The organism is Halodurantibacterium daqingense, assembly GCF_042666235.1.
Classification (GTDB): Bacteria; Pseudomonadota; Alphaproteobacteria; order Rhodobacterales; family Rhodobacteraceae; genus Halodurantibacterium; species Halodurantibacterium daqingensis.
In genome coordinates this window covers 1-21,272 of sequence record NZ_JBHTFQ010000013.1, presented here as the reverse complement: position 1 = coordinate 21,272, position 21,272 = coordinate 1, and the positions used below count along the sequence as shown (strand labels likewise).

Below are 21,272 nucleotides of genomic sequence, written 5' to 3'. Positions count from 1 at the left end.
CTGACAAGCGCTTAGGGGAAGCATTTGAGCCCTCCCAGCTTGGGCTCGATGATCTCGAACGCGCGGTTCGGCTGGCCCGGGCGCAGCCGCGACAGCGCGATGGGCCGGGCCGTCAGGTCGGCCAGCTGCAAGCCCGAGGCATTCGCGGCCTTCGGGATGAAAACCGGCTGGAAGTCGAAGCGGCTGAAGTCGTGCCGGCGGTAGCCCCAATGGCTCTGGTTGCTGGCGATGCGGCGGAACTCCAGCTCAAGCTCGGCATCTTCCTTCGCGCCCCGGCTCTCGAACACGACGTGAACGGTCTTCCCGTGCTGCTCGAAGCGGTTCATCATGGCCTGCAGCCGCTCCATGCAGAAATGCAGGGCGATCTCGTAGGGGTTCCAAGGGTTCGCGTATTTCGCGCGGTGCTTCTCCTTGTCGATGACCGAGGCAAAGATCTTCATCGGGGCCGCGTCCATCAGCGCGTTCAGTTCGTCGAAGAAGCGTGTCCGCAAGGCACGGTCGGTGCGCAACACGCCGAAGGGGCCGAGGCTCTTGCGGATTTCATGTTCGTGCAGGACGACCGAGTCGTGCCCCCATATGCCGAACTTGAACCGCTGCATGGCGGGCACGACGGCGCCGACATACTCGTCCTTGCGCATGACGCAGAAGGTCAGCGCGAACATGGGATATTGCGGGTCGATGCTGACCATCCCGTGATCGCCGCTCTCGTCGGCATAGACGATGAAGTCCGAGAAGTCAGGCAACCGGCGCCTCCAGCTTCACGCGCCACTCGCCCGTCAGCAGCTTCTGCATGAGGCCGCGTTTCTGGCGGGTCAGGGCTTCGATCTCGGCTTCGATACTTGCGCACTCGGCGTGAGAGGCGTTCACGATATCGGCGATGGCGGCCTGTTCAGCAGGGTCCATCGGGAGGCGGAGCTTGCCTTCGAGGAACTGGCTGTTGGTGACCGCGATCGTGTTCTTGGCGCCCTTCTGGACGAGGGGATGGAGGTAGTTGCGGGCGGCCAGCGGCGACTCGAAGAGCGCGTCGAGGATCACGCCAAGCGCGTAGGTCTGCGGGGTGAAGACCCCGTAGAGCGGCGAGACGATGACTTCGCGGTCGATCTTGCTCTGCTTGATGATGCCGAGCGGGAAATCGCCCGTGGGGCTTTTGGTGTAGACGATGTCGCCCGGCAGGACGCGGTTGTAGTGGTCGGTGTTCGCGGCCGAGAACGACCGGCCGAGATGCTCGACCTGGTTCACCAGCCCTTTGTGGACCGAGACCGAATAGACCTCCTCCGCCCCGGTCGATTTCGATCCGTGCTCGTCCAGAACCTCGCTCAGCGGAACTTCGCGCCAGTCGCCCGTGAAGCCGGGCAACCTGATCTTGCCGGTGAACAGATGGGTCCGGAACCAGACGCGGCGGCGGATGTTCAGCGCGCGGAGGGCGGTGAGCTTTTCGAGCGCCTCGTCCCAGGTCCGCAGGATCTCGGCGATCTTGCGCTGTTCGGGAAGCGGGGGAACGGGGATCCTGAAAGGCTCAATCTTTTCAAGGCTTAGGTTCGCTTGTGCGTTTTGGGTGGAGAGCGCCGCCAAGTCGTTCTTCGAAAACTTCAGCGACTGGAAAAGCCACTCGGAATCAGCGCCGTTGCGCGGCTTCACAGCCACCACGCTGTCTGGGCAGGCGGCATCGAAGCCTGAAATGGCCACATCACCAATGTTCGCGGCAATCGACATGAAGATCGTGCCGCGCGGGAACATCTTACTCACGCCAAGGCCGAGTTCATTCAGCGTCTGTGTCCAACCCTGAATGATGCGACCCGCTCTCGCGATATCGCCGGTTTGCAAGAAAGGGATTTCGCCGCCGTAATACTTCGGGTCGTTTCGGGGGCGCGCGGAAAACCTGCCCCGCTCGATCCTCGCAACCTTTGAGAGTGGTAGCTTGGCGTAAGGCTCACGCATCAACGCCGAGCTCCTTCAGATACCCGGCTATCTTCGCCCGGACATCGGCCAGCTCGGCCTCGATCCGCAGGATGTCCTTCTGCACGGCGGCCACGTCGATCTCTTCCTCCGGCTCGAAGGTGTCGACGTAGCGGGGGATGTTGAGGTTGTAGCCGTTCTCGGCGATCTCCTCGGGGCTCGCCCGGTGCGAATACCGCGCGACCTCGGCGCGGGTGGCGTAGGTCTCCAGCACCTTGGCGACATGCGCCTCGTCCATCACGTTCTGGGTCTTGCCCGGCGTGAACTCGTTGCTGGCGTCGATGAACAGCACGTCGCGCCGGTCCGCGTTCGCGCCGCCTTCCTCGCGCGAGCGGTCGAAGATCAGGATGGCGACCGGGATCCCCGTGGTGGTGAACAGGTTGGCAGGCAGGCCGACCACGGCGTCGAGCAGGTTCTCCTCGATCAACTGCTGGCGGATGCGCCCCTCGGCCCCGCCCCGGAACAGGACGCCGTGGGGCACGATCACCGCCACGCGACCCGACTGCCGCTTGGCGATCTCGATCATGTGGGTGATGAAGGCGTAGTCGCCCTTCGATTTAGGCGGCACGCCGCGCCAGAAGCGCTTGTACTGGTCGCTGTCGGCGTCCTCCGCGCCCCACTTGTCGAGCGAGAACGGCGGATTGGCGAGCACCACGTCGAAGCGCATCAGGTGGTCGCCCTCGACCAGCGCCGGGCTGTTGAGCGTGTCGCACCACTCGATGCGGGCGGCGTCCTTGGCGTGCAGGAACATGTTCATGCGGGCCAGCGCCCAGGTCGCCCCGTTCACCTCCTGCCCGTAGAGCGCGAAATTCTCGGAGCCAACCTCTTGCGATGCCTGGATCAGCAGCGAGCCGGACCCGCAGGCGGGGTCGCAGATCGTGTTGCCGGGCTGGGGCGCCGCCAGTTTGGCGAGCAGGCGCGAGACGGCGGTGGGCGTGTAGAACTCGCCCGCCTTCTTTCCGGCGTCCGAGGCGAAGCGCGAGATCAGGTAGATGTAGCACTCGCCAATGATGTCCTCTGTCACCCGCGACGGGCGCAGGTCGAGCGCAGGCTTGGCGAAGTCCTCGAGGAGGTTCTTGAGACGGCGGTTGCGATCCTTCGGGCGGCCGAGGTTGGCCTCGGAGTTGAAGTCGATGTTGCGGAACACGCCCTCGAGCTTGGCCCGGTTCGCGTCCTCGATCTTCTCCAGCGCGATATTGATCAGCTCGCCGATGTTCGCCTCGTTCCGCTGGGCGTAGAGGTCGTAGAAGCTGGCGCCGTCCGGCAGGATAAACCGCTCGCGTTCGAGGCGCCGGCGAATGCGGGCCTCATCGTCGCCGTACTGCTTGCGGTAGGTTTCGAGGTGGTCGTTCCAGAGATCCGAAATGTACTTCAGGAACAACATCACGAGGATGTAGTCCTTGTACTGGCCGGCATCGACGGCGCCCCGGAAGGTGTCGCAGGCCGCCCAGGCGGTCTGGTTGATCTGCTGTTGGGTAATCAGATCGGTCATCAGGCAATTTCCTTCTGGTCGGCGGCCTTTGCGGCCTCGCCGAGAATGGCGCTTACGAGTTCTTCGCGGCGAGCGGCGAGTTCACGGAGCAGCTGCCCCTCCTGCCGGGCGAGGGCATCGAGTTCGACGATACGTTTCTGCGTGGGCAGGTCAGGCACGGCGATCTCGAGGTTCTCGAGGACCGCCATCGGGATCATCCTGAGGCTCGTGCCCTGCGCTTCCGCGCCGAGCCTGCGCTGCGCGTCGGGCTGGTTAATGGCCCATGCCACGTATTCGGGGAGAACGCGGTCCCTGTCGGGGCGAACGATCACCAACGGGACAATGACCACGACGGGCTCCGGCAGCGGATCGCGAATGGCCGCTGCAGCGTTCGGTTCGCCACGCGAGCGAAAGACGACCTCGCCGCCGCGGACGAAGTATCGGTCGGACAGCTTGCCCAAGTCGTACCTCTGGAAGTCTGGCCCTGGCGCTTCGCCGTTCGTTCCGACGTCACGCAGCTGAAGCGCCGGCAAGCCACCCTCCGACAGCGGATCGAGCCTGCCGCGCGCCGTGTAGCCGGAGTGAATGTCAGAGAGATCCGCGAGCCGCATGAAAGAATCCTCTGTAAGACGATTTACAGAGATCTAGGCGAGCTCAGCTCTCGAGTCAATCCTTCGATCTGCAGTTTTTACTCTACAGAGAAAAATGCAGTGTCTGATGCTGCCATGTGAGCGGGAACGGCTCCAGCACCTGTGCGAGCGTCACCTCCGGCCCTTGCTTCCCGTCCAAGATCGCGTCGACGATGTCGGGGGCGAGCAGTGTCAGGCGCAGGACGCGGGTCATGTAGGAGGGCGCGATCCCCTCGCGCCCCGCCAGTTCGGCGATTGTGACGAACTCGCCCGACTCGAGCATCCGTTTCCACCGGAACGCGCGGGCCAGCGCCTTGACGAGGGTGCTGTCTGCCCGCCGCGGTTGCGTCGCGCCCTCGGGGATCTGCATCTCCTTCCGCCCGCCGCGCTTCACGACCCGGAACGGTACATGGAGCGTCACGGTCTCGGGAGTCGGCGTCGCGCGAGTCACGCAGCTTCTCCGATACCGCCGGCCAGCATCTCGCGTGCGAGGCCGCCGAGGCCGTCGACGCGGAGGCGCACGTTGAACCCGTTCGTGCCGATGTCCACACGCTCGACCAGCAGCGCGACGATGCGGGCATGTTCGGCGGGGAAAAGTTCGTCCCATAGCGGGTCGAGTTGTTGCAGGGCCGCACGGGCGTCGGCCTCGGTGATGTCGTCGGCATGGGCGCGCGCCGCCTTCCAAGTTCCTGCGACGATCTCCGGCTGGCGGAACACGGCGCGAAGCTGGTCGATGACCGCGGCCTCGATCTCGCCCGCGGGCACGCGGCCGACCGGGCATGATCCGGCGCCGTGCTTCAGCACCGTCTGGCTGACGTAGTAGCGGTACAGCCGGCCGCCCTTACGCGTATGGGTCGGCGAGAACGCCGCGCCGTCGGGTCCGAACAACAGGCCCTTCAGCAGCGCGGGCGTCTCGGCGCGGGTGCGGGCGGCGCGCTTCCGGGGACTCTCCTGCAAGATCGCATGGACGCGCTCCCACGTCTCGCGATCGATGATGGCGTCGTGCTCGCCGGGGTAGCTCTCGCTCTTGTGCACCGCTTCGCCGATATAGGCGCGGTTGTTCAGCATCCGGTAGAGGTACTTCTTGTCGATCAGGTTGCCGCGGGGCGTGCGGATGCCGCGCTTCGCCACCTCGCGGGCCAGTTCCGTGCCCGAGCCGATCTCGAGGAAGCGGGCGAACATCCAGCGCACATGCTCGGCGTGTTCCTCGTCGACGACGAGCTTCCTGTTTTCGACCCGATAGCCGTAGGGCGGCACGCCACCCATCCACATCCCCTTCTTGCGGCTCGCGGCGACCTTGTCGCGGATGCGCTCGGCCGTGACCTCGCGTTCGAACTGGGCGAAGGACAGGAGGATGTTCAGCGTCAGCCGCCCCATGGACGTGGTCGTGTTGAAGCTCTGCGTCACCGAGACGAAGGTCACGCCGTTGCGGTCGAACACCTCGACCAGCTTGGCGAAATCGGCGAGCGAGCGCGACAGGCGATCAATCTTGTAGACGACCACAACGTCGACCAGCCCATCCTCGATGTCGGCCAGCAGCCGCTTCAGGCCGGGGCGTTCCAGCGTTCCGCCCGAGATGCCGCCATCGTCATACTGATCACGCACCAGCACCCAGCCCTCGGAGCGCTGACTGGCGATGAACGCCTCGCAGGCCTCGCGCTGGGCGTGGAGGCTGTTGAATTCCTGCTCGAGTCCTTCTTCGGAGGACTTGCGCGTGTAGATCGCGCAGCGCTGCTTCCGGATCATTCCTGATTTCGCAGGGGCCTTTGTCATGTCCGCGCCCTCCGGTTCTTCAGGCCGAAGAACACCCAGCCGTTCCAGCGCGTGCCGGTGATGGCGCGCGCGATGGCAGACAGCGACTTGTAGGGCCGTCCCTGCCATTCGAAGCCGTCGGCGGTGACGGTGACGATGTACTCGACGCCCTGCCATTCGCGGATCAGCCGCGTGCCGGCGATGGGCATTGTGTCGGCGCGCATCCGGCTTTTCTTCCGGTCGCCGCCGTCGAGCTCTTCGCCCAGCCGCTCCAGCCGCCGGATCGTCTCGGGCTTCAGCCCACCGTAGGCCAGTTCCTGGATGCGGTAGGCCAGCCGGCTCTCGAGGTAGCGGCGGTTGAACGGCGGCGGCTCGCTGTCGAACAGGTCGCGCCACTGCGCCTTCAGCTCGGGCGTCGTCGCGGACTTCAGCGCGGCCAGGCGCGCGGGGATGGGATCGTGGGTCGTCATGCGGTTCTCCGGTGAGTTGGAGTTGCATGACGGCATCGGTCAGCCGGAGAGTGTAGGCGAATTTCTCCAGTGTCGTCAGAAGCTTCGCCACGCTCGCGCAGCTTCAACCGAACCAGCCCGAGCGCCAGCAGGCCGCACAACTCGGCGCGGCGCTCGGCGGGCGTCATCTGGTCGGGGGGGAGCGGGTTAGGGCGTTTCATGCGGGCCTCGGAGCGGTCGTCTCCTCCGGCCTCTACTCGTCACTATCGGAAACCGTCCCAGCCGATCCCGCGCAGGTTGATGAATCACGCGAAGGAACGTATCAAGAACACTGGTTTTGCAGGAAAGGGGATTCGTCGTGGCCGGCAATTTGAAAAAGTTCGTGAACCCCCGCTTCATCAAGACCATCGACCTCGCCCTGATGAAGCCGCTGCTGGCGCGGCACGAGGGCAAATACAAGGGCTTCTCCGTCGATCTGCTGGACCAGGAGGAGGATGCCGCCCGCGAGGCGCTGGAGAAGCTGCTGACTGGTGCCGAGGAAAGCTATCCCGAAGGGCTGCGCGGCGATCTGCACCGCATCGCGGAACTGGGCGATGCCCGCGGCCTCGAGATCATCCAGGCGCAGGCCGTCCGTCAGGGCATCGATCTGTTCCCCGACATGAAGACCGGCGACGAGGATACGCCGAACAAGGCGCATGATCCCAAGCACATCGCCGTCCGGGTGTTTCTGGAGCATCCGGACCTGTTCGACGCGGCCGCTGACCACATGGCGATGCTCACCGCTGATCGTCTGCATGAATACGCGGGACGGGAACGGGGCGTTGCGATCGATCTGACAGAGGAGAAGGTCGAGGCGTTTCGGGCGGCCGTCGCCGCGCTCTTCCGTGACGCATTTCTCGGGGATTACTGCCGGGTAGGCGACTACGACGACGATGACGAGATCAACCTCGTGGTCAGCCACGGCTCCTTGGTCTCGACCATGCCGGTCGTCGAGGGCCAGGTCGAACGGGTCATCAGCGTGCGCCAGATTTCCCACGCCGTGCTGCGCTACTCCGAGAACACCGGCATGCTGCGGCTGGCCCGCATCCGGAGGGCGCATCAGCCCGAGATCGCGGAACTCTTCGCCTCGATCATTCTGGACAGGCCCGGTTTCTTCGACGGCGATGATGCGCAGGACCTCTATACCCTGCGCCCGGTCGAACTGGCCGGACCGGGCTTCGTCTTCGATGCCGCCTACGACCCGCTGATCGACAAGGTGCTGATCATCGAGGCGGCGGCCGACCTGATGGCGCCCGGCAAGAAGGGGTATCCCCGCGTGGTGCGCACGCTGAGGTCGCGGGATCTCGGCGGTGACGCGCTCCAGCATTTCGGCAGCACACCGGTCTCGTTCGGCGGTGCCTGGCGGCTGGGCGAGCTCGTGTTCCGGATCCTGTTCAAGGGCGACGGCAAGCGCCAGCCGCAGGTCACGGTCAAGCTGCGGCCCCCGGGCGTCGTGCAGTTCCGCCGCACCCAGCACGAGGCGCGGGTGATGAAGCTGATCGAACGGAACGGGCTGATGAATGACCGAGACGATTTTGAGCTTGTTGACGCGGCTGGGTGAGGCTGGCGGCGACGCAATCCTGCCCGGCGAGGCTGCCGCGCCGTTCTTCGGTCCGGTCTTCGACCGGCTGCTGGCGAAACGTGTCCTCGTCGAACAAGCGCCGCTTGCCGATTGGGACGTCTGCGATGCCTGCGAGTGCGGACTCCCCGGTCGGCCGATCCGGAAAGCCGGCGATGCATTTCGGGCCGAGTGCCCGCTCGACCGCCGACAGGACATCGATCTCACTGAGGACGATTTGCGCGTGTTCCGCATTGGTGGTGAGGCGCTGGCATCCGTGATTGGCGCCGCGGCAGGGTTCGCTGCAGCCCCGAAACGCGCCGCGGAGAATGTCTGGCGGCTGGGCGATACGCCATCCGGTCGGGCGGCGTTTCTTGCGCTGGAGCCTGCAGCCTTGACCGGCGACGGCATCATCGCATCGTTGCGCCAGGCGGCGCAGGGCTCGGACGTCACGATCCTCGCGCCGCAGTTGCCAGCGGAGATTGCCCGGCGACACCAGGATGCGGGCTTTCATCTCATCGAAATCCTCAAGGTGCTGACGCCTGCCACAAACGGCCTCGGCGCCGCGATCGACATCGCGGCTCTGGCGCCGGTCCCGCTGGCGCCCGCGCTTCGTGTTCGGAAGGCGACGGCCGAGGTTCAATGGAACGGTCGCTCCGTCATTCTTTCGCGTCAGATTTTCCCCGTGTTCGAACGCCTGCTCGAGAAGGCGCTGTCGCGCGATCAGGTCGCCTCCGGATCCCATGTCGAAGGCACGACAGCGCGCGAGGCCAAGGATTTGATCCGCGAGTTGCGCGACGCGTTCAAGGCTGCCGGGTTCACCGATGCAGAGAGCAAGGCCTTGATCGCGACCGTGCGCAACCGGGGTTACAGGCTGGGCGTCAACGCATCCGAGATCTTGGTCGACGGCTGAAGAGGTAACCAGCAGTGTCTCGCGCTTCCTTCCTTGCGTCCGCTTTCGTCAGCTGGAGCCGGATCGGTCCCGCTCGCATTTAGCCAATCATGGCCATTCGTTTCCGCAATGCCGCCGCCAGGTCTGCTGCTCCGTCGATCTCGGCGATGACCGGCTTGAGGTCCAGACCGTGATACTGGCCGTATTCCTCACGCACGGCATCAGCCACCAAGAGTTTCCACGAGGTAGGCTCGATCATGATGGCGCCAGCGTCGAAGAGCCTGTGTAAGTCGGCGCGAAGAGGGATACCGTTCCATCCTTCATCACCGCCGCCGCTGAACACAGGCAGAACGTGTGCGGCTTCCAAGGCCATCAGTGTCTCGCATCCGGTCACGAGACAGCGCGCGCCGAACATCTCAAAGACGGCGCGGCGAAACCGGGCTTGGCCCGGGCGCTCCCAAACTTCGGCGAGGCGGCGTTGGCGCTCAGTCGCGCTTTCCGCCTCGTCCTCCGGGCTGTCGATCAACTGAAACCCCAATTTCTCGAAGTATTTCCTGAAAACATTCGTGATGGGATTGTCGGTCATAGGGTTGCCGGCAATCTCGTTTGCTAGACGCCCTAGCGGTTTCACCGGATAGGCCGCGCCTTCGTGCATCAGAAAACCCGTGCTCGACCGGCGCTTCTGCCCGTTTGGCTTGGGATAGCTTTCATATAGCCATTCCTGCCCGTTGGTTTTTGCCAAGCGAATCGCTTCCATGGCGTGCTTCCGGTCAAAAATTAGGTCGGCCATCGTCGAGCACGCCTCCGTCGCTATAGATGTTCATGGAACTTATCCCTGCACTCTCAAGTCGCGCAATCAGCTTCACGCGGTCGAAGAACAGTATTCACCGCGGTGATCCACCATCGACGCAAAATGTAATGAGCGCGTTGTCCATGCGCGTTCTGGCTCTTGGTCACCGCAAAGCGGTCCGCGTCGGCCCTTCTATTCTCACCCGGCTACCGGAAGTAGCGCGACCCACCAACCCCCCACCTTATTCCCACCCCGTTCCCACCTGCACACCGACCGTATTCGGCACCTTGGGTTCATCAGAAACGATGACCAAGGCGCACAGCGATGCAGATCGAACTCTCACCCGACGACATTGAAACCATCATCCGCGAATCCGATGCGGCGGCGCAACGGCTTCGGCGCAAGCTAAGCCTGCCGCTTTGCGAGCGCGAGGATCTGGGCCAGGATCTCCTGGTCGATCTGCTGCGCCGCTTGCCCGCCTACGATCCCTCGCGCGGCAGCATCGGCGCATTTGCCAACATCGTGCTGCGCAACCAGTCCTCGCGGATCGCGATGCGCCATCACCGCCGGCGCCGTGCGCAGGGTGGGTCGCTGCTCTCGCTCGAGGTTCCGCTGGCCGGAACACGAGACCCGGTCGGCGACACGCTGACCGAGGACGACGGGCTTGCTGCTTGGCACGGCCAGACCTGCTGCGCCGCCGCTGTCATCGAGCTTCACAACGCCCTGCAGGCTGCGCTCGCGCGCCTGCCGGCCGAGGATCGCCGGTTCTGCGCGGCGCTGGCGCATCGCCCGGTCACCGCGCTGGCGGCCGAGGGTTTCGGCAGCCGGTCCGCACTCTACCGCCGTCTCGCCGATCTCCGCCACGTGCTCACCGCCCACGGTCTCGGTCCCGCCTGGGACGATCTCGCGGCGGCCTGAGTAGAGGCGAAAGGAGGAGATCATGTTCATGGGCACCACCCCCTTCATCACGGTCCGCGCCCGCCGACCGCTCACCGAGATCGAGTTCTGCGCCTGGGTGGCGCAGGCCGTGCCGGGCGACCGGCTCGAATACCATCGCGGCTTTCTGGTTCTCGACATCTTCCCGATGTTCACCCGGCTGCCGGATCAGCAGCGTGCGGAACTGGCCCGGCTCGGGTCGCGCGCTCTCTGGGCCGCCGAACGGGGCCTCGTGCACCTGGTGCAGGAGCGCATGGGCCCCGACCAGTTCGCCTACATCGCCGTCGCCCGCCCTAAACCGAAGACCGCAGAAGTTTCGCTGTCTGCGCTTCTGCTCGCCGAGCAGGGGCAGCCCAACCACGCCACCGGTCCGAGTGGGCGGGCTGCCGCGTGATGACCGCCTTCCAATCCCTTTTTGCCGATCATGGAGACCCTTACATGCCGTTCCCCGCGAACACCCCCACCGTCGATGATCTGCCAAGCCTCGGCCTGCAGGATATCGCCCAGCTGCCCGTCGAGTTGCTGGCCATCCTGCAGCGCGACGTCGATGAACGCATCAAGCGCGACAAGGCCGCGAAGGCCCGCCTCGATGGCGCGCTGACGGTCCGCTACGCCACCCGCGCCGCCGAGGAACGGCAGGCTGCGGGCAAGGATACCGGCACGATCCGACTCATTGATGGCGATTTCACCGTGGTCGCCGATCTACCGAAACGGGTCGACTGGGATCAGGATCGCCTCGCCGCCATGGTCGAGCGCATCCGCGCCGCCGGGGACGATCCTGCGCAGTATGTCGACATCGCGTTCAAGGTGCCCGAGCGCAAATACGCCGCCTGGCCCGATGCCATCCGCGCCGGTTTCGAGCCCGCGCGCACCGTCCGGCCCGGCACGCTGAAGATCGAGATCGTCCCGCAAGGGGGCGATCAATGAATGACGCAGGCAAGACACCAATCGGCCTGCGTTTCATCCGTCATGTCCATTTCTGTGATTGTGGCTGCTGGGAATGGACGGGCGCCAGAAATGAGCACGGCTATGGCGTGATCGGCCGGGGCCGGCGCGGCGAAGGGAACATCAAGGCACACAGGCTGTCGTTCGAAATTTTCAACGCAGTGCAGCTGAACCCTGAACAGGTGATCTGCCACCGCTGTGACAACCCGGCCTGCGTCAATCCCGATCATCTCTTCGTTGGCACCCAGCAGGACAACCTGGCGGACATGATCGGCAAGCAGCGGGGATCCACGCCGCCAGTCTTGTTGGGCACCGGCAATCCGAGTGCCAAGCTGAACGAACACTTGGTCAGACGCGCCTTCCGACACCGGGAGAACGGCGCCTCCACCTACCGCATTGCGCATGAACTCGGCGTCAGCCGTCCGACGATTTGCTCGGCTCTCAACAGAAAAACATGGAGGTATGTGGATGTCCGGACTTCCAATCATATCGGCTGATCAACGACTTGCAGAGCCCCGAGGTATCAAGGGCTGTATCTTCGGGGTCAGCGGAATTGGCAAAACGTCGCTCCTCTGGACGCTCGATCCCGAACGCACGCTGTTCATGGATCTCGAGGCGGGCGATCTCGCCATCGAGGGCTGGGCGGGCGACTGCATCCGGCCGCGGACCTGGACGGAATGCCGGGATTTCGCGGTGTTCATCGGCGGGCCCAACCCGGCGCTGCGCGACGAGCAGCCCTACAGTCCGGCGCACTACAGGGCGGTCTGCGACCGCTTCGGCGATCCGGCCGCGCTCGACCGCTACGACACGATCTTCGTGGACTCGATCACCGTAGCGGGGCGGCTGTGCTTCGGCTGGTGCAAGGGACAGCCCGAGGCGCTGTCGGAGAAGACCGGCAAGCCGGATGTGCGCGGGGCCTACGGGCTGCACGGCCGCGAGATGATCGCCTGGCTCACCCATCTCCAGCACACGCGAACGAAGAACGTCTGGTTCGTCGGGATCCTCGACGAGAAGCTCGACGACTTCAATCGCAAGGTGTTCCAGCCGCAGATCGACGGCTCGAAGACCGGGTTGGAGCTGCCGGGGATCGTCGACGAGGTGATCACCATGGCGGAGCTGAAGGCCGATGGTGGTCCGTATCGCGCCTTCGTCTGCCAGACGATCAACCCCTGGGGCTTTCCGGCCAAGGACCGCTCCGGTCGGCTGGATCAGGTCGAGGAGCCTCATCTCGGCCGCCTGATGACGAAGATCCGCGCCCCCGTCGCGCCAGCGCCCAAGCGCCTGACCTACACCCCGCCACCCGCCGATCCGGCGGCTGACGCCCAATCCCAACCGCAATCCTGATCAGAAAAGGAGGTTCCCCATGGGTTCCTGGAACGATTTCAACGACGCGCAGAGCAACACCAATCTGATCCCGAAGGGCACGCTGGCCAAGGTGCGCCTGACCATCCGACCGGGCGGTTTCGACGACGCCTCGCAAGGCTGGACCGGCGGCTATGCCACCCGTGGCTCGACCGGTGCGGTGTACCTCAACGGCGAGTTCACGGTGACCGAGGGCCAGTACGCCCGGCGCAAGATCTTCACGCTGATCGGGCTCTACAGCCCCAAGGGACCGGACTGGGCGAACATGGGCCGCAGCCTGGTGCGCGGCATGCTGAATTCGGCCCGCGGGATTTCCGACAAGGACATGTCGGCCGAGGCGCAGGCGGCGCGGCGCATCAGCGGCTTTGCCGATCTCGACGGTATCGAGTTCATCGCCCGCATCGACATCGGCACCGACGCCAGCGGAGACGACAAGAACGAGATCCGCAGCGCGGTCACCCCGGACCATCGCGACTACGCGCAGGTCATGGGAACGGCGGCGCTGCAGTTCGGCGGAAATGGCGGCCCCGGGCATGCTCCGCAGCAGTCCAACCCCACAGCGCCTTCGTCGAACCAGCCAGCAGCCCACCCCGGTGCCCCCGGTCGGCCGAGCTGGGCGCAGTAAAGGGGGAGACCGGCCGTGCGCCTGCGCCCCCGCCAGAAAACCTTCGTCGAGCGCAGCGTGGCTGCGCTCGCTTCCCGCGGCAACACGCTGGGCGTAGCGCCCACCGGTGCTGGCAAGACCATCATGCTCTCGGCGGTGACCGGCGAGATGATCGGCGACGGCGCGAAGGCCTGCGTCCTCGCCCATCGCGACGAGTTGACGGCGCAGAACCGCGCCAAGTTCCAGCGCGTGGTGCCGGGCATCGCCACCTCGGTCATCGACGCCACCGAGAAATCCTGGGGTGGCCAGGTCGCCTTCGCCATGGTGCCGACGCTGGCGCGCGCCTCGAACCTCACCGACATGCCGCGTCTCGACCTGCTGGTTGTCGACGAGGCGCACCATGCCGTCGCCGACAGCTACCGCCGCATCATCGACCGCGTCCGCGAGGCCAATCCCGACGCCCGGATCTTCGGGGTCACGGCGACGCCGAACCGTGGCGACAGGAAGGGCCTACGCGAGGTCTTCGACAATGTCGCCGATCAGGTCCGGCTAGGCGAACTGATTTCCTCGGGCCATCTCGTGCCGCCGCGCACCTTCGTCATCGACGTGGGCGTGCAGGACGAGTTGCGCTCGGTCCGCAAGACCATGTCGGATTTCGACATGGCGGAGGTGGCGGGCATCATGGACCGCGCCCCCGTCACCGACGAGGTGATCCGCCACTGGAAGGAGAAGGCGGGTGATCGGCAGACCGTGGTGTTCTGCTCCACCGTCGCCCATGCCGAGCATGTCACCGACGCCTTCAGGGCGGCGGGCGTTTCCGCCGCGCTGATCCACGGCGATCTGGCGGCAGAAACGCGCAAGGCGATCCTCGCCGACTACGCGGCGGGCGATATCCGTGTCGTCGTCAACGTGGCGGTGCTGACCGAGGGCTGGGACCATCCGCCCACTTCCTGCGTCGTGCTGCTGCGCCCCAGCTCCTACAAATCCACCATGATCCAGATGGTCGGGCGCGGCCTGCGCACCGTCGATCGCGAGGAACATCCTGGCATCGTGAAGACCGACTGCGTCGTGCTGGATTTCGGCACCTCGAGCCTGATCCACGGCACGCTGGAGCAGGACGTCGATCTCGACGGCAAGACCGAGGCTGGTGAAGCCCCGACGAAATCCTGCCCCGGCTGCGGCGCCGACATTCCGCTGGCCGCCACGGAATGCCCGCTCTGCGGTGAGGCGTTCCCCCGCGAGGATCTGGATGCGGGCGAAGGCGGGGCCGCCGCGCCGCTCTCGGGCTTCATGATGACCGAGATCGACCTGCTGAAGCGGTCCAGCTTCGCGTGGGTCGATCTCTTCGGCGACGATGCGGCGCTGATGGCCAACGGGTTCAGTGCCTGGGGTGGCATCTTTTTCCTCGATGGTCGCTGGCACGCTGTTGGCGGCGGCAATGGCCAGACGCCGCGTTTGCTGGGGGTGGGCGAACGCCCGGTCTGCCTGGCGCAGGCGGATGACTGGCTGAACACCCACGAGACCGATGAGAGCGCATTCAAGTCGAAGAGATGGCTGACACAGGCCGCCACCGAAAAGCAGCTGCAGTACCTGCCACCCGAATGCCGCCATGACTTCGGCCTGACGCGGTACCGCGCCTCCGCTCTGATGACCTTCGGCTTCAACAAGCGCGAGATTCGCCAACTTGTGGGCCGCGCCAGCCCGGACATCGGGAGGGCCGCGTGAGCCATGTCGCGCAAATCGCACCCCCGTCCGCAGCGGCTGCGGATCGACCGGGCCGTGACCGCCTCTGGCATCCGCGGCAGGTGCTCTGCGCCGTCTGCACATCCCGCGCACGCGGCTTCGGCTGGTTCGATCCGCACCGAACGCGCCCAACCCGCACCCGCCGCTGGTTCTGCTCCATGGGCTGCCAGGCGGCCTTCACCCTCAAAGCCCGGAAAGGATTGAGCATGGTCGATTTCACCGAAGAGGAAACTCAGGCGCTGCCCGCCGTGATGCGCGCGCTTGCGCCCGAAATGGAGCGCATCGGCTGGGACCGCCCGCTGGGCCAGCTGACCCAGAACGACATGCACCGGCTGATCGTCCTGACCGTCGAGGCGTTCCGCGCCGAGATGGCAGAGATCGCCGCCGAGGCGGAGATCCCATTCTAATGCTGGATTTCAACCCGCGCCCCTCCATGGCCGAGCGGATCAACGCGCTGGTCGACGCCGCGCTGATCGCCGAGCGGGAGGCCACGCCGCCCCGGACCTATCTCGGCGCATCCCGTCTGGGGCATGCCTGCGAACGCGCGCTGCAGTTCGAGTTCGCAGGCGCGCCCAAGGATGAGGGCGCGGATTTCGGTGGCCAGACGTTGAGGATCTTCGAGATCGGTCATCAGCTTGAGGATCTCGCGATCCGCTGGCTGCGGGCGGCGGGGCTCGACCTCTACACCCGCAAGGGAAACCGGCCTGATGGAGAGCAGTTCGGCTTCTCCGTCGCGGGCGGTCGCATCCGTGGCCATGTCGACGGGATCGTGGCCGCAGCCCCGGCCGCGCTCGGTCTCCGCACCCCGGCGCTCTGGGAATGCAAGACGATGAACGCGAAGAACTGGCGGGCCTGCGTCAAGGACGGGGTCGCCGTCTCAAAGCCCGTCTACGCCGCCCAGATCGCGATCTACCAGGCCTACATGGAGCCCTCGGTGCCGGGCATTTCCTCAACCCCCGCGCTGTTCACCGCGATCAACAAGGACACGGCCGAACTGCATCACGAGCAGGTCGCCTTCGATGCCGATCTGGCGCAGCGCATGTCCGACCGCGCGGTGCGGATACTCCAAGCCACCGACGTCGGCGAGCTGCTGCCCCGCATCGCCGCCAACCGCGACTTCTTCGAATGCCGGTTCTGCGCTCATGCCGAGCGGTGCTGGGGGTTGGCGGCATGAGCGACGACAAGATCATCCACTTCAATCCATGGCGCGATTTCAACGACGCGGCACCGCTGCCCGATCCCTTCGCCGTGGAACCGGATCCCGCGCAGATCGCGCGCTTCGTCGACGTGGTCTTCGGCTATTCCGAGGGACTGATCCCTGTCCGTAGCTTCGTGGACAAGGGTCAGGGCAAGGACGGCCGGCCCCACAACATCTGGATCGACGCGACCGGCGCGGCGCCCGACAAGCTCGCCACCTTCGCCGCCTGGGGCGCGCGCGAGGGCGCGGCGGTCTATGTCATTCCAGGCACGGTGGCGGAAACCGGACAGGCGCGTGCCGCCGATGTCCTGCAGATGCAGAGCGTCGTCGTCGATCTGGACGCGGGCGACATCCCCGCCAAGCTCGATCACCTCGTCCACCATATCGGGCGACCGACGCTGATCGTCGAGAGCGGCGGGCGCACAGCCGATGGCGCGACCAAGCTCCATGTCTGGTGGAAGCTGACCGAGCCCGCCGAAGGCGCCGATCTCGCGCGGCTTTGCCAGTTGCGGGGCGATATCGCGCTCAAGGTCGGCGGCGACATGCATTTCCGCTCGGCGCATCAGCCGATCCGCGTGCCCGGCACGGTCTATCACAAGGGCGGACAGGAACGGCTCGTCCTGATCCGTGAAGCCAGCGATCTCGAGTTCGATCTGGCAGACATGCTCGAGCGCGCGGGCGAGATGCCGCCCATGCCCGGCGTCGGCATGGCGACGGCCGAGCCGCGCGAGAAACCCGGCGTGGACGCAGCCCTGATCACGCCGGTTCGCGAGGGCGGCCAAGATGCCTGGACGCGGTTCGAAGGCGTCAGCATGGCCATCGGCCACTATGTCCGCATGGCGCATGAGGGGCGGATGAGCCGGGAGGAAGCCTGGCGCGCGATCGGCGAATACAACGCGGCGATGATCCGGCCGAACTGGCCGGAAGACCGTCTCTGGGTCGAATACGAGCGGCTCTGGTCGCTGCACATCGCGAGGAACGGCCCGCCGCTCATTCGGAACGACGGCGCTCCTGCGGCAAGAGAGATCGCCACCTTCACCTTGGGCGCGCTGCTGGACGATGGCACGCCGATGCCCGACGACATCATCGGCCCGCGCGTCCTGACCCCGGGCGGCATGCTGGTGCTCGGCGGCGCGCCCAAGGTTGGCAAGAGCGATCTCGTCATCAGCTGGCTGGTGCACATGGCTGCCGGTGTGCCGTTCCTTGGCTTCACGCCGCCACGGCCGCTGCGCGTGTTCTATCTGCAGGCAGAGATCCAGTACCATTATCTGCGCGAACGGATGCAGCAGATCGGCCTGCCGCCCGAGGTGATGGCCGCCGCCCGCGAAAACCTTGTCGTCACGCCGAAGCTGAAACTGCTGCTCGATGCGGGTGGCAGCGCGCTGGTCGCGCAGGCGATCCAGCAGGCGTTCCCGGCCGAGCCCGTCGACATCCTGTGCATCGACCCGATCCGCAACCTGTTCGACGGCGGACCTGACGGCGGTGGCGAGAACGACAACGCCGCGATGATGTTCTTCCTCAAGGACCGGGTCGAAGTGCTGCGCGACCACGTGAACCCCGATTGCGGGATCGTCCTGATCCACCACACCAAGAAGCTCAGCAAGCACCAGGTGAAGGAAGATCCGTTCCTCGCGCTTTCGGGCGCCAGCGCGCTGCGGGGCTTCTACACCTCCGGCCTCATCCTGCACCGCCCCGACGAGGACGCGTCAGAGCGCAAGCTGGAGATCGAGCTGCGCAACGGCCCCGCGCTGCCCTCGAAGCTGATCGAAAAGGTGCGCGGCCAATGGGTCGAGATCAACCCGATGAACGAGCGCCTCGTGCGCGCCGAGGTGGGCGCCAAGCATGACGCCGAGCGCATGCGCAAGCACGACGTCATTCTCGGCCTGCTCTACGAGGAGGCGCGACGCGGCAAGCTCTACACATTGGCGCAGTTCTCCGAAGCCTTCGAGAATACCGGGGGGCTCGGCGGGCGGACCATCGTTCACGACCGGCTCAGCGTTCTCGCGACCAAGGGCAAGGTCAAGTTCATCCGCGGCGCCGCCGCCACGCGCATCGGCCTGGCCGCGGAGCGGAGCAAGTACGGCTATCTCTGCGTCGAGGGAATGCTGTTCGGCACGGGCGGCGAGACCGTCGATCCCGACACGGGCGAGGTCACGCCGGAGCTGATCCCGGCGCTGCCCAGCCACTACAAATGCCCGCAGACCGGGGCCGTCCTGCCCGTCGAGAACCCCTCCGTCTGGGTCTATCAGGAGGAGGACGAGGCATGAGAATTCACGCCGTTCCCCGCCGCGAATTCTGGCTCCGCAGCCCCGGATTCTGGCCAGAATCCGCAGATTCTGCTTCCCGCGCGAAATCTGGATTCTGGCTTTTCCGATTTCATTCCAGCGGCTTGTGCGGTGCTGTCCAGAATCCGGAAGGGCCCTTCCGAATTCTGCTCCGGATTCTGGAAGTTCTGTTTTGGATCAATGCCTTGGAGCAGATTTCAGAATTCGGAAATCGCCCCCCTAAAGGGGTAGGTGACCTCCCGCCACGCGCGGGAGGGTCACCACCTACCCCTGGGCAATCTCAAAGGCTGCATGTCCCGCCCGTCACCCTATCGAGCAGCAACCCGGAAAGGAGCCGATCATGGCCCATGTATCTCTGAACCCGACACCCACGAGCGCCCCGTTCCCCGGCGTGCCGGTCGTCCTCGCCCTCGATCTCGGCACCACGACCGGCTGGGCCCTGCAGGCGGCGGACGGTTTGATCACCAGTGGCACCGTGTCCTTCCGGCCCAGCCGCTATGACGGCGGCGGCATGCGCTACCTGCGGTTCCGGGGCTGGCTCGAGCAGCTGGCAAACGACGCCGGCACCATCACCGCCATCCACTTCGAGGAGGTTCGCAGGCACGTCGGCACCGACGCAGCGCATGTCTATGGCGGGCTGCTGGCCACGCTGACGTCGTGGGCCGAGACTGCGGGCGTCGCCTATCAGGGCGTACCGGTCGGCACCATCAAACGCTACGCCACCGGTAAGGGGAACGCGAACAAGGACGCCATGATGGCGGCCGCCCGGGCGCGCGGCTTCTCGCCCGCCGACGAAAACGAGGCCGACGCCATCGCGATCCTGCTCTGGGCGCTGGAGACCCGGGGAGGTGTGCAATGAGCGGCATGCGGTTCACGCCCAAGGGCTACGGCGGTCACCGCCGCAATCCCGACGAGGTCAAACGCGACGGCTGGAAGGAACAGGGGCTGCTGGCCGTCGCCATCGACGACGACCGCCTGACCTGGCCCGAGCGGGAGCTGGTGCGCCAGCTCGGCGAGCGGCTCTACGGCAAGCGGGAACGGGAGGCGCGTCATGGGTGAGTGGACCACAGCGCAGGTGCAGGATCGGCTGGAGCTTGCGGCGGGCGTGATGCGGCAGATGCCGGGTGTGATGCCGCAGGGCTTCTTCAACGCTTGGCCCGAATACTTCCACAGCTTCGCCGACAAGGTCGGTCAGGAACCGCAGATGCGGCGCCCGAGGCCCAGCCCGCGTCAGATCACGCAGGCCGAGGAGGCCATGCTCTGGTTGCGCTGGCTCGAGAAGGACGACGCAAGGCTTGTCTGGCTTCGAGCGAATGGTACGCCTTGGAAGCCGATCTGCTGGGAACTCGGGATCAGCCGGGCAACGGCGAACCGACGCTGGCAGTATGGCGTCGCGGTGATCGTGTGGCAGCTAAACGGGAGACGGGTGCCGCAGAAGCGGTCGATCGAATTCGTGGTAAGCCGAGCGCGAAAAGGAAGCGACCTGCGTGACGCCCGACGCCGTTAGCGTTGCGCCTTTCATGGCCCTCCGCTAGATCAGTCAAGATGCGGTTGAATGGCTAAGCACGAGACTCATTGTTTAGCTTTGAATCTGGATCATAGAAGTTAATTTGGCCATCCGCAGAAATGATACCAAAAGACGTCTTAGATCAGCTTTGCAATGCACCGCTTCAGCAGCCCGCTCCCAACTTGCCGCGGGAGCCGGGTCTATACTTGCTATACGATCATGAAGGAGTTCCGCGATACATCGGTGAATCAGGTGATCTTCAGCACCGCATTTGGAGCAATCATTGCGTGGGCGATCCAAACAGCCACAAATGGGTTTGCAGATATAACGCAGGGCGGCTCTGGCATGTTCGCAATCACGACTACACCAATGAGAACGATGGTAAGACGGCAAAACAACTCCGAGCCATACTTGCTCGACGCTTTTGTGCAGTGCGGGTGCTACCAATCCCGGAACTGATCCAGAAAAGTGATCGGCTTGCATTGGAACGTGCTGTGCAGGCGATAGCCCCTGATCCGATGAATGATTGGGTCAATCAAAAACGGATCCCTGCATCTGAACCAGAAGATTTGGTCGATCAGTTGCTTGACGATCTCGGATGGGGCGTGGCGCAGCGATCTGCGCTGGATCGTCAGGCGGAACTTTGGCGTAGGATGCGGGCAGCATCTACAGCTTGATCGTTCTTTCATGACATCAACGTTGCAGCTGTGCCGTCTTCAGCGGCTGTTTTGCAGAAGTCGCGATGTCAACGGAATAGTTATCCTTGAGACAATTTCCTGTGAGACACCGAACGGCGAGACGGATCGCCATCTGATCGTTATCAATTGCGATATACTCGGGAGAGGAGCGCGCAGGTAGACGCCGCGCCGCTGGCTTCCGGGGTCCAGCGAAGGGTTCATCCGGGGTCCAATGGGCTAAGCCATCGAATTCTTGGTTCCTTCCTGGTGATATTCGTATGCTGGCGGGCGAAGCTCGGCATTTCGCCAGCGACAGGGCCGGATTTTTGGGAAGCCACCGGAGTCCAGCGTCCAGCAGCGACGCCCCGAAACCCTCGTGAATTGTAAGCGGGGTTTTTCCCCCATTGGGTTTGGGCTTCCTCTGGCGGCACCCGGCGGGCACCTTGGTCGCATTTTCCATGATGGAGGAGTGCGATGGC

24 protein-coding genes are annotated in these 21,272 nt (G+C 65.1%); 16 read left to right on the top strand and 8 right to left on the bottom strand.

The annotated features are described in order from the left end of the window. Window positions 1–11: 11 nt before the first annotated feature. The 7 genes from ACFQXB_RS17915 to ACFQXB_RS17885 all read right to left on the bottom strand — a co-directional run bounded on the left by ACFQXB_RS17915 (window position 12) and on the right by ACFQXB_RS17885 (window position 6,278). Window positions 12–743, bottom strand: coding sequence for a DUF3800 domain-containing protein (locus ACFQXB_RS17915; RefSeq protein ID WP_095641393.1), 732 nt, complete (start codon window positions 741–743; stop codon window positions 12–14). Beyond that, entirely contained in the window at window positions 736–1,938 is a 1,203-nt protein-coding gene (locus tag ACFQXB_RS17910) for a restriction endonuclease subunit S (RefSeq protein ID WP_095641394.1), read from the bottom strand. The genes ACFQXB_RS17915 and ACFQXB_RS17910 overlap by 8 nt, the downstream gene beginning before the upstream one ends. Continuing rightward, complete coding sequence (locus ACFQXB_RS17905) at window positions 1,931–3,448, bottom strand: type I restriction-modification system subunit M (protein ID WP_377406574.1); 1,518 nt, start codon at window positions 3,446–3,448, stop codon at window positions 1,931–1,933. Before ACFQXB_RS17905 ends, ACFQXB_RS17910 begins: the two co-directional genes overlap by 8 nt. Continuing rightward, window positions 3,448–4,038, bottom strand: a complete 591-nt coding sequence (locus tag ACFQXB_RS17900; protein WP_377406572.1) for a restriction endonuclease subunit S — start codon at window positions 4,036–4,038, stop codon at window positions 3,448–3,450. The genes ACFQXB_RS17905 and ACFQXB_RS17900 overlap by 1 nt, the downstream gene beginning before the upstream one ends. A gap of 82 nt (window positions 4,039–4,120) precedes the next feature. Further along, window positions 4,121–4,507, bottom strand: coding sequence for a hypothetical protein (locus ACFQXB_RS17895; RefSeq protein ID WP_377406571.1), 387 nt, complete (start codon window positions 4,505–4,507; stop codon window positions 4,121–4,123). Further along, a complete protein-coding gene (locus tag ACFQXB_RS17890) occupies window positions 4,504–5,829 on the bottom strand; it encodes a recombinase family protein (RefSeq protein ID WP_377406569.1) in 1,326 nt (441 codons plus the stop codon). Before ACFQXB_RS17890 ends, ACFQXB_RS17895 begins: the two co-directional genes overlap by 4 nt. Continuing rightward, window positions 5,826–6,278, bottom strand: a complete 453-nt coding sequence (locus tag ACFQXB_RS17885) for a DUF2924 domain-containing protein (RefSeq protein WP_377406568.1) — start codon at window positions 6,276–6,278, stop codon at window positions 5,826–5,828. Before ACFQXB_RS17885 ends, ACFQXB_RS17890 begins: the two co-directional genes overlap by 4 nt. A 337-nt stretch (window positions 6,279–6,615) precedes the next feature. Between ACFQXB_RS17885 and ACFQXB_RS17880 the strand changes: the two genes are divergently transcribed. Both ACFQXB_RS17880 and ACFQXB_RS17875 read left to right on the top strand, forming a co-directional pair. After that, window positions 6,616–7,857 (top strand): hypothetical protein, encoded by a 1,242-nt coding sequence (locus tag ACFQXB_RS17880; RefSeq protein ID WP_377406566.1) that lies wholly within the window; start codon window positions 6,616–6,618, stop codon window positions 7,855–7,857. Next, entirely contained in the window at window positions 7,817–8,767 is a 951-nt protein-coding gene (locus tag ACFQXB_RS17875; protein WP_377406565.1) for a hypothetical protein, read from the top strand. Before ACFQXB_RS17880 ends, ACFQXB_RS17875 begins: the two co-directional genes overlap by 41 nt. 79 nt (window positions 8,768–8,846) lie before the next feature. On the opposite strand, the gene ACFQXB_RS17870 is transcribed toward ACFQXB_RS17875, so the two are convergent. Beyond that, window positions 8,847–9,536, bottom strand: coding sequence for an HNH endonuclease (locus tag ACFQXB_RS17870; protein ID WP_377406563.1), 690 nt, complete (start codon window positions 9,534–9,536; stop codon window positions 8,847–8,849). Between the two features lie 324 nt (window positions 9,537–9,860). Between ACFQXB_RS17870 and ACFQXB_RS17865 the strand changes: the two genes are divergently transcribed. The 14 genes from ACFQXB_RS17865 to ACFQXB_RS17800 all read left to right on the top strand — a co-directional run bounded on the left by ACFQXB_RS17865 (window position 9,861) and on the right by ACFQXB_RS17800 (window position 20,793). After that, window positions 9,861–10,454, top strand: coding sequence for a sigma factor (locus ACFQXB_RS17865; protein ID WP_377406561.1), 594 nt, complete (start codon window positions 9,861–9,863; stop codon window positions 10,452–10,454). Between the two features lie 22 nt (window positions 10,455–10,476). Further along, complete coding sequence (locus ACFQXB_RS17860) at window positions 10,477–10,866, top strand: hypothetical protein (protein WP_377406559.1); 390 nt, start codon at window positions 10,477–10,479, stop codon at window positions 10,864–10,866. A 44-nt stretch (window positions 10,867–10,910) separates the two neighbouring features. Beyond that, window positions 10,911–11,399 (top strand): hypothetical protein, encoded by a 489-nt coding sequence (locus tag ACFQXB_RS17855; RefSeq protein WP_377406557.1) that lies wholly within the window; start codon window positions 10,911–10,913, stop codon window positions 11,397–11,399. Beyond that, window positions 11,396–11,914 carry an HNH endonuclease gene (locus ACFQXB_RS17850; protein ID WP_377406555.1) on the top strand — a complete coding sequence of 173 codons (519 nt, stop codon included), beginning with the start codon at window positions 11,396–11,398 and terminating at the stop codon, window positions 11,912–11,914. Before ACFQXB_RS17855 ends, ACFQXB_RS17850 begins: the two co-directional genes overlap by 4 nt. After that, entirely contained in the window at window positions 11,880–12,761 is an 882-nt protein-coding gene (locus ACFQXB_RS17845) for an ATP-binding protein (RefSeq protein ID WP_449301252.1), read from the top strand. Before ACFQXB_RS17850 ends, ACFQXB_RS17845 begins: the two co-directional genes overlap by 35 nt. Window positions 12,762–12,780: 19 nt before the next feature. Then, on the top strand, window positions 12,781–13,404 hold the full coding sequence (locus ACFQXB_RS17840) for a hypothetical protein (RefSeq protein ID WP_377406553.1): 624 nt from the start codon (window positions 12,781–12,783) through the stop codon (window positions 13,402–13,404). A gap of 15 nt (window positions 13,405–13,419) precedes the next feature. After that, the gene (locus tag ACFQXB_RS17835; RefSeq protein WP_377406551.1) at window positions 13,420–15,108 is read left to right on the top strand and encodes a DEAD/DEAH box helicase; all 1,689 of its coding nucleotides are present in this window, start codon (window positions 13,420–13,422) and stop codon (window positions 15,106–15,108) included. A gap of 224 nt (window positions 15,109–15,332) precedes the next feature. Beyond that, window positions 15,333–15,533 carry a DUF6511 domain-containing protein gene (locus ACFQXB_RS17830; RefSeq protein ID WP_123194482.1) on the top strand — a complete coding sequence of 67 codons (201 nt, stop codon included), beginning with the start codon at window positions 15,333–15,335 and terminating at the stop codon, window positions 15,531–15,533. Window positions 15,534–15,559: 26 nt separating this feature from the next. Next, window positions 15,560–16,300: a hypothetical protein gene (locus tag ACFQXB_RS17825; protein ID WP_449301251.1), complete on the top strand. Its 741-nt coding sequence runs from the start codon at window positions 15,560–15,562 to the stop codon at window positions 16,298–16,300. Beyond that, entirely contained in the window at window positions 16,297–18,591 is a 2,295-nt protein-coding gene (locus tag ACFQXB_RS17820; protein ID WP_377406547.1) for an AAA family ATPase, read from the top strand. The genes ACFQXB_RS17825 and ACFQXB_RS17820 overlap by 4 nt, the downstream gene beginning before the upstream one ends. A 358-nt stretch (window positions 18,592–18,949) precedes the next feature. Further along, entirely contained in the window at window positions 18,950–19,468 is a 519-nt protein-coding gene (locus tag ACFQXB_RS17815) for a hypothetical protein (RefSeq protein ID WP_377406545.1), read from the top strand. Then, window positions 19,465–19,668 carry a hypothetical protein gene (locus tag ACFQXB_RS17810; RefSeq protein WP_081969308.1) on the top strand — a complete coding sequence of 68 codons (204 nt, stop codon included), beginning with the start codon at window positions 19,465–19,467 and terminating at the stop codon, window positions 19,666–19,668. Before ACFQXB_RS17815 ends, ACFQXB_RS17810 begins: the two co-directional genes overlap by 4 nt. Further along, the gene (locus ACFQXB_RS17805) at window positions 19,661–20,116 is read left to right on the top strand and encodes a DUF6362 family protein (protein ID WP_377406543.1); all 456 of its coding nucleotides are present in this window, start codon (window positions 19,661–19,663) and stop codon (window positions 20,114–20,116) included. Before ACFQXB_RS17810 ends, ACFQXB_RS17805 begins: the two co-directional genes overlap by 8 nt. Before the next feature lie 206 nt (window positions 20,117–20,322). Further along, entirely contained in the window at window positions 20,323–20,793 is a 471-nt protein-coding gene (locus ACFQXB_RS17800; protein ID WP_377406541.1) for a hypothetical protein, read from the top strand. Window positions 20,794–21,272 lie beyond the last annotated feature (479 nt).

Bases quoted from the DNA above. Each gene is read 5' to 3' on its own strand.
- ACFQXB_RS17860 (WP_377406559.1), top strand. From the start codon at position 10,477: ATGTTCATGGGCACCACCCCCTTCATCACGGTCCGCGCCCGCCGACCG.
- ACFQXB_RS17885 (WP_377406568.1), bottom strand. From the start codon at position 6,278: ATGACGACCCACGATCCCATCCCCGCGCGCCTGGCCGCGCTGAAGTCC.
- ACFQXB_RS17805 (WP_377406543.1), top strand. From the start codon at position 19,661: ATGGGTGAGTGGACCACAGCGCAGGTGCAGGATCGGCTGGAGCTTGCG.
- ACFQXB_RS17830 (WP_123194482.1), top strand. From the start codon at position 15,333: ATGGTCGATTTCACCGAAGAGGAAACTCAGGCGCTGCCCGCCGTGATG.
- ACFQXB_RS17810 (WP_081969308.1), top strand. From the start codon at position 19,465: ATGAGCGGCATGCGGTTCACGCCCAAGGGCTACGGCGGTCACCGCCGC.
- ACFQXB_RS17825 (WP_449301251.1), top strand. From the start codon at position 15,560: ATGGCCGAGCGGATCAACGCGCTGGTCGACGCCGCGCTGATCGCCGAG.
- ACFQXB_RS17865 (WP_377406561.1), top strand. From the start codon at position 9,861: ATGCAGATCGAACTCTCACCCGACGACATTGAAACCATCATCCGCGAA.
- ACFQXB_RS17900 (WP_377406572.1), bottom strand. From the start codon at position 4,038: ATGCGGCTCGCGGATCTCTCTGACATTCACTCCGGCTACACGGCGCGC.
- ACFQXB_RS17850 (WP_377406555.1), top strand. From the start codon at position 11,396: ATGAATGACGCAGGCAAGACACCAATCGGCCTGCGTTTCATCCGTCAT.
- ACFQXB_RS17820 (WP_377406547.1), top strand. From the start codon at position 16,297: ATGAGCGACGACAAGATCATCCACTTCAATCCATGGCGCGATTTCAAC.
- ACFQXB_RS17875 (WP_377406565.1), top strand. From the start codon at position 7,817: ATGACCGAGACGATTTTGAGCTTGTTGACGCGGCTGGGTGAGGCTGGC.
- ACFQXB_RS17815 (WP_377406545.1), top strand. From the start codon at position 18,950: ATGGCCCATGTATCTCTGAACCCGACACCCACGAGCGCCCCGTTCCCC.
- ACFQXB_RS17840 (WP_377406553.1), top strand. From the start codon at position 12,781: ATGGGTTCCTGGAACGATTTCAACGACGCGCAGAGCAACACCAATCTG.
- ACFQXB_RS17845 (WP_449301252.1), top strand. From the start codon at position 11,880: ATGTGGATGTCCGGACTTCCAATCATATCGGCTGATCAACGACTTGCA.
- ACFQXB_RS17870 (WP_377406563.1), bottom strand. From the start codon at position 9,536: ATGGCCGACCTAATTTTTGACCGGAAGCACGCCATGGAAGCGATTCGC.
- ACFQXB_RS17905 (WP_377406574.1), bottom strand. From the start codon at position 3,448: ATGACCGATCTGATTACCCAACAGCAGATCAACCAGACCGCCTGGGCG.
- ACFQXB_RS17855 (WP_377406557.1), top strand. From the start codon at position 10,911: ATGCCGTTCCCCGCGAACACCCCCACCGTCGATGATCTGCCAAGCCTC.
- ACFQXB_RS17890 (WP_377406569.1), bottom strand. From the start codon at position 5,829: ATGACAAAGGCCCCTGCGAAATCAGGAATGATCCGGAAGCAGCGCTGC.
- ACFQXB_RS17910 (WP_095641394.1), bottom strand. From the start codon at position 1,938: ATGCGTGAGCCTTACGCCAAGCTACCACTCTCAAAGGTTGCGAGGATC.